Origin of the sequence: Serratia proteamaculans (genome assembly GCF_949794035.1) — a bacterium.
GTDB lineage: Bacteria > Pseudomonadota > Gammaproteobacteria > Enterobacterales > Enterobacteriaceae > Serratia > Serratia proteamaculans.
On the sequence record NZ_OX461105.1, the window covers coordinates 2,086,453 to 2,102,390 of the forward strand.

The following is a 15,938-nucleotide window of genomic DNA, read 5'->3' on the forward strand; positions in this document are numbered from 1 at the left end:
GTGAGGTGGCCGTGGGCCCAGTAATGTTAGATGTCGCCAGCCATGAGCTGGACGCAGAAGAACGTGAGATCCTGAAACACCCGCTGGTGGGCGGTCTGATCCTGTTCACCCGTAATTTCCACGATGCACAGCAGTTGCGTGAACTGGTGCGTCAGATCCGCGAAGCTTCGCACCATCGGTTGGTGGTGGCAGTGGATCAGGAAGGCGGCCGCGTGCAGCGTTTCCGCGAAGGTTTCACCCGTTTGCCGGCGGCGCAGTCATTTGCCGCATTAAACGAAGCGCATGAGGGCGGACGTCTGGCACAGGAAGCCGGCTGGTTGATGGCGGCGGAAATGATCGCGCAGGATATCGACATCAGCTTCGCGCCAGTGTTGGATATTGGCCACGTCAGCGCGGCGATTGGCGAACGCTCTTTCCACAGCGATCCGCAGCAGGCGTTGGCGATGGCCGAGCGTTTCATTCTGGGCATGCACAGCGCCGGGATGAAAACTACCGGCAAGCATTTCCCGGGACACGGTGCCGTCAGTGCGGATTCGCATAAAGAAACCCCACGCGATCCGCGTCCGCTGGCGGAGATCCGCGAACATGATATGACGATCTTCCGTGAGTTGATTAATCGTCAGTTGCTGGACGCCGTGATGCCGGCGCATGTCATCTATACTGAAGCAGACCCACGTCCCGCCAGTGGCTCGCCTTACTGGCTAAAACAGATCCTGCGCCAGGAGTTGGGGTTTGACGGCGTTATCTTCTCGGACGATCTGTCGATGGAAGGGGCGGCGATTATGGGCAGTTATGCCGAACGCGGCCAGGCTGCATTGGATGCCGGTTGTGACATGATCCTGGTGTGTAATAACCGTGCAGGGGCGGTCAGCGTGCTGGATAACCTGTCCCCGGTCAAAGCAGACCGGGTGAAGCAGTTATATCATCGCGGTCAGTTCACCCGTCAGGAGCTGCGTGATTCTGCGCGCTGGCAGCAGGCGCATAAAGAGCTGAATGCGCTCAGCGAGCGCTGGGAAGAGCACAAACAGCGTAATGCGGGGTGAACCCAGGGCGTCGTAATGCGGCGTAAACGATGAGGGCTGCGGCGCGGCCCTCAGCTTGTTGCGAGGATCCATATGATTATCTATTTACATGGCTTTGATTCCACCAGCCCCGGCAATCATGAAAAGGTATTACAGCTACAGTTTATCGATCCAGACGTGCGCTTTATCAGTTACAGCACCTTGCATCCACGCCATGACATGCAGCATTTGTTGAAAGAAGTGGACAAGGCGGTTCAGCAGGGAGGAGATCCACACCCGCTGATTTGCGGAGTGGGCTTGGGCGGCTTTTGGGCCGAACGTATCGGCTTTCTGTGCGGCATCCGGCAGGTGATCTTCAACCCCAATCTGTCCCCTGAACAACATATGCAAGGCAAAATCGATCGGCCGGAAGAGTACCGCGATATCGCCACCAAGTGCGTGGAAGATTTCCGTGAGAAAAACCGCGATCGCTGCCTGGCGGTGCTTTCCCGCCACGACGAGGTGCTGGACAGTCAACTCAGTGCCGACCTGCTGCACAAGTACTATGAAATTGTCTGGGATGAGCAGCAGACCCACAAGTTCAAAAACCTCTCACCGCACTTGCAACGCATCAAAGCCTTCAAGACCCTGGCTTAACAGTTTCATAACGCCCGAAAGTGCCGCAATGATTGCTTTGAACAGGCAAAATTTGCGGCATTTCTTTGCCAAAGAGCGGTTTTTTTCCCGTTGGGCGACAAAATCCAAAACTGTGACCCAGCGCTAACTATTTGAATCACAATCCTCAAAATTCCCCTTCGTCCAGGCTTTAACCAAAAAAGTTTGATGTACATCAATTTTGGTATGACCAAATAACCCCACATGCTATTCTGGCTTTAGATAGCAGGTTTATTTTAAGCGAACCCTATGTATTCTAAGGATATTATTTGTTTACCCTTAGGCAACAATTGGTTCACATTTAGGGGGTTATTTTGACAACGCCAAAGAAAAAAATCGTCATTGTGGGCGGTGGTGCCGGTGGTCTGGAACTGGCAACCAGCCTGGGCCATAAGCTCGGTCGCAAGCACAAGGCAGACATCACGCTGGTGGATCGTAATCACAGCCATCTGTGGAAACCCTTGCTGCATGAAGTAGCAACCGGCTCCCTGGATGACGGTGTCGACGCGCTGAGCTACCTGGCGCACGCGCGTAATCACTCTTTCAGCTTCCAACTGGGTTCGCTGACCAACATTAACCGTGAAGCACAAACTCTGCATTTGGCGCAAATCTGCGACGAGCAGGGCGGCGAACTGGTGCCGGAGCGTGAGCTGTCTTACGACATCCTGGTAATGGCGCTGGGCAGTACTTCGAACGATTTCGGTACCGCTGGCGTAAAAGATCACTGCATCTTCCTGGATAACCCACACCAGGCGCGTCGTTTCCACAACGAAATGCTGAATCTGTTCCTCAAGTTCTCGGCACAGCCGGGGCAAAAAGAGCGGGTGAACATTGCTATCGTCGGGGGCGGTGCCACTGGTGTGGAACTGTCCGCCGAGCTGCATAATGCGGTGAAGCAACTGCACAGCTATGGTTTTGAAGGCCTGGATAACAGCGCGCTGAACGTGACTCTGGTTGAGGCGGGTGAACGTATTCTGCCTGCGTTGCCGCCGCGTATTTCCGCCGCTGCACATCAGGAACTGAATAAACTGGGTGTGCGCGTGCTGACCAACACCATGGTGACCAGCGCGGATGCCAAGGGTCTGAACACCAAGGGTGGCGAATTTATCGATGCCGATCTGATGGTGTGGGCCGCCGGTATCAAGGCGCCGGACTTTATGAAAGACATCGCCGGGCTGGAAACCAACCGCATTAATCAGCTGGTGGTAGAACCCACGTTGCAGACCACGCGCGATCCGAACATTTTTGCCATTGGTGACTGTGCCTCTTGTCCGAAAGAAGGCGGTGGTTTTGTTCCACCGCGCGCCCAGTCGGCGCACCAGATGGCGTCACGCTGCTTTACCAACATTCTGGCGCTGATGAACGGTCAGACGCTGAAGCCGTACGTATATAAAGACCACGGCTCGCTGGTATCTCTGTCCCGTTTCAGCACCGTTGGCAGCCTGATGGGCAACCTGATGCGTGGCTCGATGATGGTAGAAGGGCGCATTGCGCGCTTTGTCTACATCTCGCTGTACCGTATGCACCAGGTGGCTTTGCACGGCTATATCAAAACCGGCCTGATGATGTTGGTCGGCGGCATCAACCGGGTGATCCGCCCGCGTTTGAAAATGCACTAACAGCCTCCGATCTAGCCCCACCCACGCCGGTTCGCCCGCGTGGGTTTTTTTATGCCCGCACCCGTGCGATAGGGTAGCGATGGGCTGATTGTTCAGCACAATGTCCCGTGGCTATGGGTAAAAGTCTTAAGATTCTTCCTAAACACTGGGGGTAAGCGTGATTTCCGGCATCTTTGGTCACATTGTCTTATTGCGAGGATCTGGAACATTGTGCAGACTTTATCTTGTTTACAGACGGCGCGTCGCGCACGCCGTAAACCGGAATACCACGTGCCGCCAATGCGCAAAATAATAAGCGCGGTGCAATGTCGGTAAAGTCCCCGGTACAAATGCGTGGTAACACTTTCAGGAGGATTTCCTGTGAACAAGTCAATGTTAGCCGGTGTGGGTATTGGTATTGCAGCAGCTCTGGGTATTGCTGCGGTGGCCAGTCTTGATGTTTTTTCTTCCGGTCCGCAATACGCGCAGGTTCTTGCTGCAACGCCGATCAAAGAAACCATCAAAACCCCGCGTCAGGAATGCCGAAATGTGACCGTCACTCACCGTGCGCCAGTTCAGGATGAGAATCGCATTGCCGGTTCGGTTCTGGGGGCAGTCGCCGGTGGCGTTATTGGCCATCAGTTCGGTGGTGGTCGTGGCCGTGATGTAGCGACGGTGGTCGGTGCCCTTGGCGGTGGTTATGCCGGTAACCAGGTGCAGGGTGCGATGCAGAATAACGACAGCACCACCAGCACGCAGCAGCGTTGCAAAACGGTCTACGACAAGTCACAGAAAATGCTGGGTTACGATGTGACCTACAAGATTGGCACTCAGCAGGGCAAGATCCGTATGGATCACGATCCAGGCACTCAGATCCCGCTGGATAAAAGCGGCCAACTGGTGCTGAACAAAGCTTAATCAACAGATAAGAATTAAACCCGCGGGCAGTGTTAGTTCTGATCGTTTAACGCAGTTAAGCGAGCGGCATTAATATTGACGCGGGTTTCTGCATTCTATAAGCCAGTGATTTTCCCCGCAGGCCAGTATTGACGCGATTTTCGAACTAATGTATCCGTGCGATTTATCCGGGCATACCTTCAATAGTGCAACAGTGTTTGTTATATTATTGTGCAGTTGAGTGGGTGTGATGGCGCAATGCCGCACCGACCAAACCCGAGTATTTGGTCTCCCGGAGACAGAGATAATAATATGTTAGATTTTCGCTTTCCGACTGCGATGCAAATGGTACTTAGCGTGGCCGTGGCTGAGAAGCTGGGTGTGCGTTCGACCAGCGCGGTACTTGCCGCCGGTCTGGAAGCCAACCCCAGTTTTATTCGCAAGCTGATGGTGCCCTTGACCAAAAATGGCATCATTGTCTCGACCCTGGGCCGTAACGGCTCGATTCATCTGGGTCGCCCGGCGGAACAGATCACCCTGCGGGATATCTATTTGTCGGTGATTGACGATAAACGTATCTGGGCTGCCCGACCTGAAGGGCCGGCGCGTTGCCTGGTCAGCGCCAACGCCTGCTGGTATTTCAAGTCGGTGGTAAATGAGGCGGAAGAAGCATCGCTGGACGTGCTGGCACGCCACACGGTAGCCGATGCCCTGGCCGAGCTGGAGCGGGGCGATAAACGTGCCTGCGCAGAATATACCGCCCTTGCGGCCAAAGACGCAGAGACGGCAGAAAAATAAGCGGCGCTAAACGCCAAGACGAAAAAAAGCCCGGTTTTTTAAACCGGGCTTTTTTATGGCGGTTGGCAGGCGAATTACTCTGCTGCGGGTTGTCGTGTTTTACGTGTCACCATACGGCGCAGGGTGACGTAGAACACCGGCGTGAGGAACAGCCCGAACAGCGTAACCCCGAGCATGCCGGAAAACACCGTGATGCCAGTGACACCACGGACTTCAGCCCCGGCGCCGTGCCCCAGGATCAGTGGGATAGTCCCGGCGATAAAGGCGATGGAGGTCATCACGATTGGCCGCAGTCGCAGGCGACAGGCTTCCAGTGCCGCTTCCATGATGCTTTTGCCCTGTAGCTCCAGTTCGCGAGCGAACTCGACGATCAAAATGGCATTTTTACAGGCCAGCCCCATCAATACCACCAGCCCCACCTGCACGAACACATTGTTGTCACCGCCGGTCAGCCAGACACCGAACAGGGCCGACAGCATGGTCATCGGCACGATCAGGATCACCGCCAATGGCAGCGTCCAGCTTTCGTACAGCGCGGCCAGCGCCAGGAAGGCCAACAGCACCGCTACCGGGAACACAATAATCGCCGCATTGCCCTGGGTAGACTGCTGGTAGCTCAGATCGGTCCACTGAATGTTCATGCCGTTCGGCAACAGCTTGTTGGCCATCACCGTCAGTTCGCTCATCGCCTGTGACGATGACAGCACTCGAGGATCGGCATCACCAATCAGATCCGCCGCCGGGAAACCGTTGTAGCGGATCACCGGGTCCGGGCCATAAGTGGTGCTGATACTGACCATGCTGCCAATCGGCACCATTTCCCCCTTATCGTTACGGGTGCGCAGGTTGGCGATATCCTCCACGCTGTCACGGAACTGGCCGTCAGCCTGCGCCATTACCTTCCAGGTGCGGCCATAGCGGTTGAAGTCATTGATATAAGACGAACCGAGATAGGTTTGTAACGTACTGAACAGGGCATTGAGCGGTACCCCTTGAGCCTTGGCCTTGTCGCGGTCAATTTTCGCGTCCAGCTGCGGCACGTTAGCCTGATAAGACGAGATCGGGAAACCCATGCCCGGCGTTTGCATGATCGCGCCCGACATGGTGTTGATTGCGGTTTGCAGCGCACCATACCCCAGACCGGCGCGGTCCTGAATATACAGCGAGTAACCCGAGCCCTGGCCAATACCGAGGATCGGCGGTGGCATAATCGAGAAGGCGAATCCTTCCTGGATCTGCGAAATCTTGGCGTTGATCTCGGCATTGATCTGCGCCGCGCTACGGGTACGGGTGCTTAATGATTCAAGCGCAAAGAACACGGTGCCGGTGTTGGGCGTATTGGTAAACTGCAGTGCATTCAACCCGGGGAAGGAGACTGCATCGGTTACCCCGTCGACGCTCAGGCCGATGGCGCTCATCTTGCGGATCACCGCATCGGTGCGTTCCAGTGACGCGCCTTCCGGCATTTTCACCCCGCCAATCAGGTAAAGCTTGTCCTGAGTCGGGATAAATCCGCCGGGCACGGTTTTAAACATCACCCCGGCGGCGCACAGCAGCAGCACATACACCACGAATACCGCGCCGCGTTTGCCCAGCGCCCGAGAAACCCCACGCTGATAACGCTGTGAGCTGCTGGCAAAGAAGCGGTTAAACGGACGGAACAGCCAGCCGAACAACCGATCAATCAGGCGTGATGGCATATCTTTCGGCGCGCCATGTGGCTTCAACAGCAACGCCGCCAACGCCGGTGACAGGGTCAACGAGTTGATAGCGGAGATCACGGTTGAAATGGCGATAGTCACGGCAAACTGTTTATAGAACTGGCCGGTCACGCCGGACAGGAAGGCCATGGGCACGAACACCGCACACAGCACGACGGCGATGGCGATAATCGGGCCGGATACTTCGCGCATGGCCTGATGTGCTGCCGCCAGCGGTGACAGACCCTCTTCGATATTACGCTCGACGTTCTCCACCACCACGATGGCATCATCGACCACGATACCGATGGCCAGCACCAGCCCAAACAGGCTCAGCGTATTGAGCGAAAAGCCCAACAAATAGAGCGCCGCAAAGGTACCGACGATCGAGATTGGCACCGCCAGCAGTGGAATGATCGACGCACGCCAGGTTTGCAGAAACAGAATCACTACCAGAACGACCAGCAGCACCGCTTCGAGCAGGGTATCGACTACCGAACTGATCGAGTCGCGCACAAACACCGTCGGGTCGTACGGCGATTGCCAGCTCATGCCGTCCGGGAAACGGGTCGACAACTCGGCCATTTTGGCCCGCACCGCATTGGACAGCTCAATGGCATTGGCGCCCGGCGCCTGGAAGATACCGATCCCTACCGCATCCTTATTATTGAGCTGGGCACGCAGCGCGTAGCTGCCGGAGCCCATTTCAATGCGTGCCACGTCGCGCAGACGCACGACCTCGCCGTTGTCACCGCTTTTGAGAATGATATTACCGAACTCTTCCTCGGTCTGCAGACGGCCTTGCGCATTGATCGACAGCAAATAATCGCTGCGGGTCGGCATCGGTTCTGCACCCAGTTGCCCGGCGGAAACCTGCACGTTTTGCTCCTGCATGGCGGAGACCACATCAGAGGCCGTCAGCCCGCGTGAGGCGACCTTGTTCGGATCCAGCCAGATGCGCATCGCGTACTCACCGGCACCGAAAATCTGTACCTGGCCGATGCCCGGCAGGCGGGCCAGCTCATCCTTGACCTTCAGGGTGGCGTAGTTACGCAGGTAGAGTGAATCGTATTTGCCGGAAGGGGAGACCAGATGCACCACCAGCGTCAGGGCCGGGGATTGTTTCTGGGTGGTCACCCCTTGGCGTCGTACGTCTTCCGGCAGGCGCGCTTCTGCCTGCGCCACGCGGTTTTGCACCTGTACCTGCGCCTGGTCCGGATCGGTGCCTGGGCGGAAGGTCACGGTGGTCACCAGCACGCCGTCAGAACCGGCGACCGACTTCATGTACATCATGTTTTCGACGCCGTTGATCGCCTCTTCCAGCGGCGTTGCCACGGTTTCGGCGATCTCTTTCGGGTTAGCGCCCGGGTATTGGGCACGCACCTGCACACTGGGCGGCACCACGTCCGGGTATTCGCTGATCGGCAGCAGCGGGATGGCGATAACACCGCCAACAAAAATCAGGATCGACAGCACCGCGGCAAATATCGGTCGGTCGATGAAAAAACGGGAAAAGTCCATGGCTCAGGATCCTCTGCTGGGGCTTAGTTAAGCGCGGAGGCGGTGTTCGCCACGGTTTTAGCATTGACCGGCATGCCCGGCATAAACACTTTTTGCATACCGTCGACGATCACCCGGTCGCCTGCAGCCAGACCTTTTTGCACAATACGTAACCCGTCGGCCACCCGGCCCACTTCGATATCGCGTCGCTGTGCCTTGCCGTCTTTATCGACGATATAAACAAATTTGCGGTCCTGATCGGTCAAGACCGATTTATCGTTGATCAGCATGGCGTTAAACACGGCGCTGCCGGGCATTTGCACCCGTGCAAACAGTCCAGGGGTAAAGCGACGCTCAGCGTTTTCCAGCAGGGCGCGCATGCGGATGGTGCCGGTACCGGCATTAAGCTGGTTGTCGGTGAAATCAACGGTGCCCTGATGCGGATAGCCGTCTTCGCCGACCAGCCCGACCTTCACCGGCAGTTTTGCCGTGCGTCGGCCATCATTCTGATAACGCAAGAAAGTGGCTTCATCGACGTCGAAATAGACATAGACCTTGTCGAGCGACACCAGAGTGGTGAGCACACTGGCGCTGTCGCCGGTGGTGACCAGGTTCCCGGCGGTGATCATTGCCCGGCTGGCGCGTCCGTCAATCGGCGCAATCACCCGGGTAAAGTCGAGGTTCAGCTGCGCCAGATCGAACTGGGCCTGAGCCGCCAATACGTTGCTTTGTGCCTGCGCGGCGGAAGAGCGGCGCTGTTCCCATACCTCGGTTGAAATCGCCTGGCTGCCGATCAGTTTTTCGGTGCGCCCGGATTCGCTGCGGGCCAGTGCTGCCTGATTGCGTGCCCGTACCAGTTCGGCCTGTGCCTGTTCACGAGCGGCGCGATAGGTACGATCGTCGATGGTGAACAGCACCTGGCCTTTCTTCACCTCATCGCCCTCGGTGTAATTCACTTTATCGATATAACCGGAGACCCGTGGCCTTAGCTGGACGCTTTGCACCGCCTCGATGCGACCGTTGAAAGCATCCCATTGGCTGATGGGTTTTATCACCACGTCGGCGGTGCTGACGGCCGGTGGAGGCGGCGCGGCATTTTGCGCGACGCTGTTGTCACACCCGGCCAGCAGCACCGTCAGCAGCGCGGCGGCTGAGAGGCGCAGGTTGAAACCGATACCGCTTGGGCGGCGGTGTGAATAGAACAATGAGTCAGGCTGGCTTGGCATTATTTTTATTTCCAGTAGTGAGCACGATCAGGCGATATACCCGGCCCTGTTATCCGGGTAACTTCTCCGGCCTGTGACCGGCGGCAGAGCGGTTGCACCCGTCATTGGCACAACGGTTAGGTTTTGAAACATATTGTTGTCACATTAATGTATCAATATCGGTTACATTAATTGGCTGGATTATAGAAGTGCCTATCCGTTAAATGCAATAATAAAAATTGCATTTAATGCGAAACTGCTGCAACGTAATGACATCGGGCAGCGGATCTCTCTGCCAATGTCATGGGAGCGTCAGCATGAACAGCACGGGTTTTATTACTGATTTGATTGAGTGGATTGACAATAATCTGGAAGAGAAGCTGGATATCAACACCGTGGCGGGGCGAGCGGGATATTCCAAATGGCACCTGCAACGGATGTTCAAACGCCAGACCGGCTATGCGCTGGGGGAATATATCCGCATGCAGAAGCTGAGAGTTTCGGCGGAACGGCTGGCCAACAGCGGTGAACCGATCGTCAGCGTGGCAATCTCACTCGGCTTTGACTCGCAACAATCCTTCAATCGCAGTTTTAAACGCCACTATGGCCAGACTCCGGGTGACTGGCGCCGCGCCGTGATGCAACCCTCTATGGCGGCTAACCGCACGCACTGAGGCGGATTACAGACAAAAAAAAGTCTGGAGGTTAATCCAGACTTTCTCTTTAAAATATGGCGGTGAGGGAGGGCTTGATTCGCTGCGCTCACCCTGCGGGCCGCCTTTGGCGGTCCAAAACGCATGCGTTTTGTCAAACCCTGTCGAGGGTTCTCACCCTCCCAGTCGGTATGACATGCAAAAAAAAAGTCTGGAGGTTAATCCAGACTTTCTCTTTAAAATATGGCGGTGAGGGAGGGGTTCGAACCCTCGATACACTTACGCGTATACACACTTTCCAGGCGTGCTCCTTCAGCCACTCAGACACCTCACCGTATTTTGTTGTTGCGTACTCACTGGTGCAACGGGGCGCTACTATAGGGAGAGAGGGCGATCCGGTCAAGCAGAATTTCTGCGTTTCGGCGCGTCCGCTTAAGCCGTGTTCGCTTTGCTGAAAACTGCGGCGAACAGCATGGATGGGGACTTTGTATCGCAATTCCCTGGGCTGCAGACAACAAAAAAGCCTGAACTTGCGTTCAGGCTTTCTCGTGGAATATGGCGGTGAGAGAGGGGTTCGAACCCTCGATACACTTACGCGTATACACACTTTCCAGGCGTGCTCCTTCAGCCACTCAGACACCTCACCGTTTTACTTCATCGCTAACGCATTGCGCTGTCGACGGGCGCTAATGTAGGAGAATCTGATCCCAGCGTCAACCCTCTTGTGACATAACCATGACTGTTTAGCTAAACTTCCAGCAATTTGCTGATTTCCCGAGCGATCGGCCGCCGTCTCGGATGAATCGATGGGGAGACATGGCGTAAAATTATATAGCTGACTAATATTTGAACGCTCCAGTAGGTGTTAGCTCAATATATCAGCAATGATGATGTTAGTAGTGCTTTTATATGCATTAATACTGGATTATTAGTCATATGTGTCGCTAAATGGAAGGGTGCTGGCGCGGGGTTTTGGCAAGGATTATCACACCGCCGCGCAGGTTGCCGGGCATTGCTCCGGTGATAAAGCAGACAGGGATTGATCTATCAAATAATAATGCAGCAGAGGTTCACTTTGACTTTATCGGATCCTACGGCAGGGCCGCAGCGGCATGCCATTCCCCCGGGGGCCGGGGCACTGTTCTTTATCCAAATCTTCGCCACGTTGGGTTTTGCCGTGCTGTACTCCACATTGGTGCTTTACGCCACCAAGCGTCTGGGGTTCAGCGAGAGTAATGCCAATGCCATGATGGGCGTCTTCGGCGCGTTCAATTACGGTCTGCATATGTTCGGGGGTTATCTGGGAGGGCGTTTCCTCAGTAACCGCAACCTGTTCGTATTGGGCATGGTGCTACAGGTGATCGGCTGCGCGTTGATCGCCGTCGCGGGCGTCTGGGGGCTCTACTGGGGCCTGGCGATGTTCCTGACCGGCAGTGGACTGAATGTCACCTGCATTAATATGATGCTCACCCAGCGCTTCAAGCCGGATGACGATCGGCGCGAGTCGGCCTTTTTGTGGAACTATGCCGGGATGAACCTGGGGTTCTTTGTCGGCTTTACCGTGGCCGGCTATTATCAACTGACCGAAAACTACCGTGCACTGTTCCTGTTCGCCACCCTGGGTAACGCGGCGGCGATCATCGTCGCCGTAAGCCGTTGGCGCATCCTGGCCGATCTCAACACGCCGCTGCACGACGCCAACCGTTCACAATACCGCTGGCGCATGCTGGTCGGGTTGGCGGTGCTGGTCGCGCTGGTGCCCATCATCCGCGTGATGCTGACCCATGCGGAGTTCAGCGGACACTTCGTGATTGGCCTCGGCGTGCTGATTTTCCTGATGCTGTGCGTGGTCACATTACGCCATCATCCGCGTGATGAACGTCGCCGGATGACCGCTTATCTGATCCTGGCGTTGGGGTCGCTGGTGTTTTGGGCGCTGTACCAGTTGGCTCCAATGGGGCTGATGCTGTTCTCCGAGCACAATATCGATCTGAATGTTTATGGTATTCAGGTGGCACCGCAGTGGATCCAGAACATCAATACGCTGGTGATCGTGGTCGGTGGACCGCTGATGGCCTGGTGGTTTAACCGCCTGCGAGCGCGCGGCTGCAAGATCGACATTCCGATGCAGTTCTCCGGTTCGCTGTTTTGTATTGGGCTGGGCATGCTGGTGTTGCCGTTGGGCATCAGCCTGGCGGGCGGTGACGGGCTGGTGGCATTTAAATGGATTGTCATTAGTTACGTATTGCAGAGCATCGGTGAACTGATGATTTCCCCGATCGGCTACGCGATGATAGGCAAACTGGTACCGCCGCGCTATCAGGGAATAATGATGGGCTGCTGGATGATGGTCACTGGCGTCGCTTCGGTATTGGCGGGCTATGTCTCCGGTCTGATGCCGGAAAACAGCGGCAGCACCCCGGTGCTAACCAACCCCGGCTACAGCGAAGTATTCAGTGCGCTGGGCTGGGGAGCCGCAGGCGTCGGCGTGGTGATGTTGATACTGATCCCACTGCTGCGCCGGCTAATCCGGCACGACACGCCTGTCGCCGCCTGAGATCCGGCAGTATAAAAACAGCCCCACTGGTCGGGGCTGTTTTCATTTTGGGTTTTAACACTTGCATCTGTCGGCGAATCGCGGAAGTCTGGTTGGAAATACATAAAAACAGACGGGAGTCGCGCAGATGGACATCATTTTTTACCACCCTTTCTTTAATGCCGGGGAGTGGCTGTCAGGTTTATCGCAGCGCCTGCCGCAGGCGAAGGTTCGTGCCTGGCAACCTGGCGATGACCGTCCGGCGGATTATGCACTGGTGTGGCGGCCACCACACGAGATGCTGGCTAACCGTGGGCAGATGAAAGGGGTGTTTGCCCTGGGGGCCGGCGTCGACGCTATTCTCGATCAAGAGCGTCAGTACCCCGGTATCCTGCCGGCAGGCGTTCCGCTGCTGCGCCTTGAGGATACCGGCATGGCGCAACAGATGCAGGAATATGCCCTGAGCTACGTGCTGCGCTATTTCCGCCGTTTTGACGAGTATCAACTGCTGCAACAGCAGCAGGAATGGCGGCCGCTCGATCTCCATCAGCAGGATAATTTCACCATTGGCATCCTTGGGGCCGGGGTGTTGGGCAAAAGCGTTGCGCTGAAGCTGACGGCATTGGGTTTTAACGTACGTTGCTGGAGCCGCAGCCCGAAACAAATTGACGGCGTGCAGAGCTTTGCCGGAGACGGGCAGCGTGCCGCGTTTCTCGATGGCGTGCAACTGCTGATCAACCTGTTGCCCAACACGCCGGAAACCGCCGGGATCCTTAATCAACAACTATTCGCGCATCTGGCGCCGGGCGCTTACCTGATCAATCTGGCCCGAGGTGCACACCTGGTTGAAGACGATTTACTGCAGGCGCTGGAGCAGGGGCAGCTTGCCGCCGCCACGCTGGACGTGTTCGTCACTGAACCGCTGCCGCAGGCGCATCCATTCTGGCGTCATCCGCGTGTCACCATTACCCCGCATATTGCTGCCATCACCTTGCCGGAAGCGGCGATGGATCAGATAGCGGCGAACATCCTCGCACTTGAAGCCGGGCAAACGCCGGCCGGGGTGGTGGATGTGCAGCTCGGTTACTGATCTTCCGGTGATGCACCTGCTAAGCTAAATAAATAAGAAACCGCGCCTGCCGCCATACTTTGGCAGGCCGCCCAGAAGGAGAAGCAATGTACCCCGTTGATTTACATATGCACACCGTCGCCAGCACCCACGCCTACAGCACGCTGCATGATTACATCGTCGAAGCCCGGCAAAAGGGCATCAAACTGTTCGCCATCACCGACCACGGCCCGGACATGGCCGATGCACCGCATTATTGGCACTTTATGAACATGCACGTGTGGCCGCGTCTGGTGGACGGCGTGGGCATCCTGCGTGGCATCGAGGCCAACATCAAAAATCGGCAGGGCGATATCGACTGCACCGGTCCGATGCTGGATAAAATCGACGTGATTATCGCCGGTTTCCACGAGCCGGTGTTTGCGCCGCAGGACAAGGCCGCCAATACCGAAGCGATGATTGCTGCGATGGCACAAGGGGATGTGCACATTATCAGCCACCCCGGTAACCCAAGATACCCGATTGATATTGCCGCGGTTGCCGCTGCGGCGGCCAGGTATGAAGTGGCGCTGGAGTTGAACAATTCGTCGTTCACCCATTCGCGCAAAGGCAGTGAAGACAACTGCCGGGCGATTGCGGCTGCGGTGCGTGATGCCGGCGGCTGGCTGGCACTGGGCTCGGATTCACATATTGCCTTCTCACTCGGCGGCTTTGAACACTGCGAGCGCATTATTGCCGAAGTGGCATTCCCGCAGGAACGCATCCTTAACGTTAGCCCACGGCGCCTGCTGGACTTTCTCGAACGGCGCGGCAAGCCGGCGATTGCGGAACTGGCCGATTTGTGACATCGTCCCGGCAAATTTTTTCCGTATTGTATAAGGCATTATCATGAATGAGTTTTCCATTGTTTGCCGCGTGCTGGGTACGCTGTTTTACCGTCAGCCGCAAGATCCATTGCTGGTGCCGTTGTTCACGCTGATCAAAGAAGGCAAGCTGCAACAACACTGGCCGCTGGAGCAGGACGAACTGTTGGTTCGGCTGCAGCAGGGTTGTGATGTCAACCAGCTTTCCAGCGATTTCAACGCGATGTTTGTCGGCAGTGAGTGCAGCGTGTCACCGTTCCGTTCTGCCTATGTTGAAGGCGCGACGGAAGCGGAAGTGCGTACTTTCCTGCAGCAGCGTGGCATGCCACTCAGCGATGCGCCGGCCGATCACTTCGGTTCTTTGCTGTTGGCCGCTTCCTGGCTGGAAGATCAGGCGCAGGAAGACGAAGCGCAGGCGCAAATCACCCTGTTTGACGAGTATCTGCTGCCCTGGTGCGGCCGTTTCCTCGGCAAAGTGGAAGCTCACGCCACCACCGGCTTTTACCGTACGTTGTCGCTGCTGGCTCGCGAGTCTATCCAGGCGATGCGTGACGAACTGGCGGAGTACGAACAAGACCAATCGGGTGAAGAGGGTGAACAGCCTTAATGCCCTGCTGGCCGGCTTGCGCTTAACCGCGGAGCCGGCCAATTCCTTACCGATTTCCCCGCTACACAGGTTTTCATCCCCCATACGTAAATTGACAAATAATCCCCTAATCTGACGGTTCCCCGGCGGTTTGGCTTTTAGTGTGCCTACACGCCTCGTTTCCTTAGGCAAAGGGTAAAGTATGAAAAATAACTGGATGCAGCAGATCCAATCAATGATTGGGCAAAAGGCCGGTGCAATCGGCGGGTCGGAAGGCATCGGCAAACTGCTGGCCCCGACCGCACTGGGTGGCCTGGTAGGCGTCTTGCTGGCGAATAAGTCTTCGCGCAAGCTGGTGGGCAAATTTGGCAAGAATGCGTTGATTATCGGCGGCAGCGCGGCGGTGGGCGCGGTGTTGTGGAATAAGTACAAGCAACGGGTGAAAGAAACCCATCAGAATGAACCGCAGTTCGGTCTGCAAACCACGCCGGTGGATTTGCGCGCCAAACGGCTGGTGCAGGCGCTGGTGTTCGCCGCCAAGAGCGATGGCCACATTGATGCGGAAGAAAAACTCGCTATCGACCACAGCCTGGAGCAACTGCAGGTGGGAGAGGAAGCGCAAAAATGGGTACAGGAAGCCATTGAGCAGCCGCTGAACCCGGATCTGCTGGCCCAGAGCGTGAAGAATGAAGACGAAGCGCTTGAAGTTTATTACCTGAGCTGCATGGTGATCGACGTCGATCACTTTATGGAGCGCGGCTATCTCGACGCACTGGCGCAGTCGTTGAAGATCCCGGCGGACGTTAAGCAGGGCATAGAAAACGACGTGAACGAGAAAAAACGCGAGCTGGCCTAGC

At 56.3% G+C, this 15,938-nt stretch carries 13 protein-coding genes, 2 tRNA genes and 1 other RNA gene; 11 read left to right on the forward strand and 5 right to left on the reverse strand.

Annotation, left to right across the window (positions count from 1 at the left end):
* Nucleotides 1-23: 23 nt before the first annotated feature.
* The 5 genes from nagZ (at nt 24) to QOT07_RS09860 (ending at nt 4,969) form a co-directional block, all read left to right on the forward strand.
* Nucleotides 24-1,043 (forward strand): beta-N-acetylhexosaminidase, encoded by a 1,020-nt coding sequence (gene nagZ, locus QOT07_RS09840; RefSeq protein ID WP_283603011.1) that lies wholly within the window; start codon nt 24-26, stop codon nt 1,041-1,043.
* A gap of 72 nt (nt 1,044-1,115) precedes the next feature.
* Nucleotides 1,116-1,658, forward strand: coding sequence for an alpha/beta hydrolase YcfP (ycfP, locus tag QOT07_RS09845; protein ID WP_099062477.1), 543 nt, complete (start codon nt 1,116-1,118; stop codon nt 1,656-1,658).
* A gap of 332 nt (nt 1,659-1,990) precedes the next feature.
* Nucleotides 1,991-3,295 carry an NAD(P)/FAD-dependent oxidoreductase gene (locus QOT07_RS09850; RefSeq protein WP_099062476.1) on the forward strand — a complete coding sequence of 435 codons (1,305 nt, stop codon included), beginning with the start codon at nt 1,991-1,993 and terminating at the stop codon, nt 3,293-3,295.
* Nucleotides 3,296-3,655: 360 nt separating this feature from the next.
* Nucleotides 3,656-4,192, forward strand: a complete 537-nt coding sequence (locus tag QOT07_RS09855) for a glycine zipper 2TM domain-containing protein (protein ID WP_170287969.1) — start codon at nt 3,656-3,658, stop codon at nt 4,190-4,192.
* Nucleotides 4,193-4,483: 291 nt separating this feature from the next.
* Nucleotides 4,484-4,969, forward strand: a complete 486-nt coding sequence (locus QOT07_RS09860) for an RrF2 family transcriptional regulator (protein ID WP_099062475.1) — start codon at nt 4,484-4,486, stop codon at nt 4,967-4,969.
* Nucleotides 4,970-5,043: 74 nt separating this feature from the next.
* Here QOT07_RS09860 and sdeB read toward each other — a convergent pair whose 3' ends face one another.
* Nucleotides 5,044-8,190, reverse strand: a complete 3,147-nt coding sequence (gene sdeB, locus QOT07_RS09865) for a multidrug efflux RND transporter permease subunit SdeB (protein ID WP_099062474.1) — start codon at nt 8,188-8,190, stop codon at nt 5,044-5,046.
* 23 nt (nt 8,191-8,213) lie between these two features.
* Complete coding sequence (locus QOT07_RS09870; RefSeq protein ID WP_283603012.1) at nt 8,214-9,395, reverse strand: efflux RND transporter periplasmic adaptor subunit; 1,182 nt, start codon at nt 9,393-9,395, stop codon at nt 8,214-8,216.
* A gap of 296 nt (nt 9,396-9,691) precedes the next feature.
* On the opposite strand from QOT07_RS09870, the gene QOT07_RS09875 reads away from it, so the two are divergent.
* Nucleotides 9,692-10,048, forward strand: a complete 357-nt coding sequence (locus QOT07_RS09875; protein WP_112348122.1) for a helix-turn-helix domain-containing protein — start codon at nt 9,692-9,694, stop codon at nt 10,046-10,048.
* Nucleotides 10,049-10,105: 57 nt separating this feature from the next.
* Here the strand turns inward: QOT07_RS09875 and QOT07_RS09880 are convergent.
* The 3 genes from QOT07_RS09880 to QOT07_RS09890 form a co-directional block, all read right to left on the reverse strand.
* Nucleotides 10,106-10,225: non-coding RNA, RtT sRNA (locus QOT07_RS09880), on the reverse strand.
* A 46-nt stretch (nt 10,226-10,271) separates the two neighbouring features.
* Nucleotides 10,272-10,361 (reverse strand) — tRNA-Ser (locus QOT07_RS09885).
* A gap of 222 nt (nt 10,362-10,583) precedes the next feature.
* A tRNA-Ser gene (locus QOT07_RS09890) sits at nt 10,584-10,673 on the reverse strand.
* A 411-nt stretch (nt 10,674-11,084) separates the two neighbouring features.
* Between QOT07_RS09890 and QOT07_RS09895 the strand changes: the two genes are divergently transcribed.
* The 5 genes from QOT07_RS09895 to QOT07_RS09915 all read left to right on the forward strand — a co-directional run bounded on the left by QOT07_RS09895 (nt 11,085) and on the right by QOT07_RS09915 (nt 15,937).
* Nucleotides 11,085-12,584 carry a peptide MFS transporter gene (locus QOT07_RS09895; RefSeq protein ID WP_099062472.1) on the forward strand — a complete coding sequence of 500 codons (1,500 nt, stop codon included), beginning with the start codon at nt 11,085-11,087 and terminating at the stop codon, nt 12,582-12,584.
* A 127-nt stretch (nt 12,585-12,711) separates the two neighbouring features.
* Nucleotides 12,712-13,653 (forward strand): glyoxylate/hydroxypyruvate reductase GhrA, encoded by a 942-nt coding sequence (ghrA, locus tag QOT07_RS09900; RefSeq protein WP_283603013.1) that lies wholly within the window; start codon nt 12,712-12,714, stop codon nt 13,651-13,653.
* An 86-nt stretch (nt 13,654-13,739) separates the two neighbouring features.
* Complete coding sequence (locus QOT07_RS09905) at nt 13,740-14,477, forward strand: phosphatase (protein WP_085116263.1); 738 nt, start codon at nt 13,740-13,742, stop codon at nt 14,475-14,477.
* Between the two features lie 43 nt (nt 14,478-14,520).
* Nucleotides 14,521-15,102, forward strand: a complete 582-nt coding sequence (locus tag QOT07_RS09910; RefSeq protein ID WP_099062470.1) for a TorD/DmsD family molecular chaperone — start codon at nt 14,521-14,523, stop codon at nt 15,100-15,102.
* A gap of 181 nt (nt 15,103-15,283) precedes the next feature.
* On the forward strand, nt 15,284-15,937 hold the full coding sequence (locus QOT07_RS09915) for a tellurite resistance TerB family protein (protein WP_099062469.1): 654 nt from the start codon (nt 15,284-15,286) through the stop codon (nt 15,935-15,937).
* Nucleotide 15,938 lies beyond the last annotated feature (1 nt).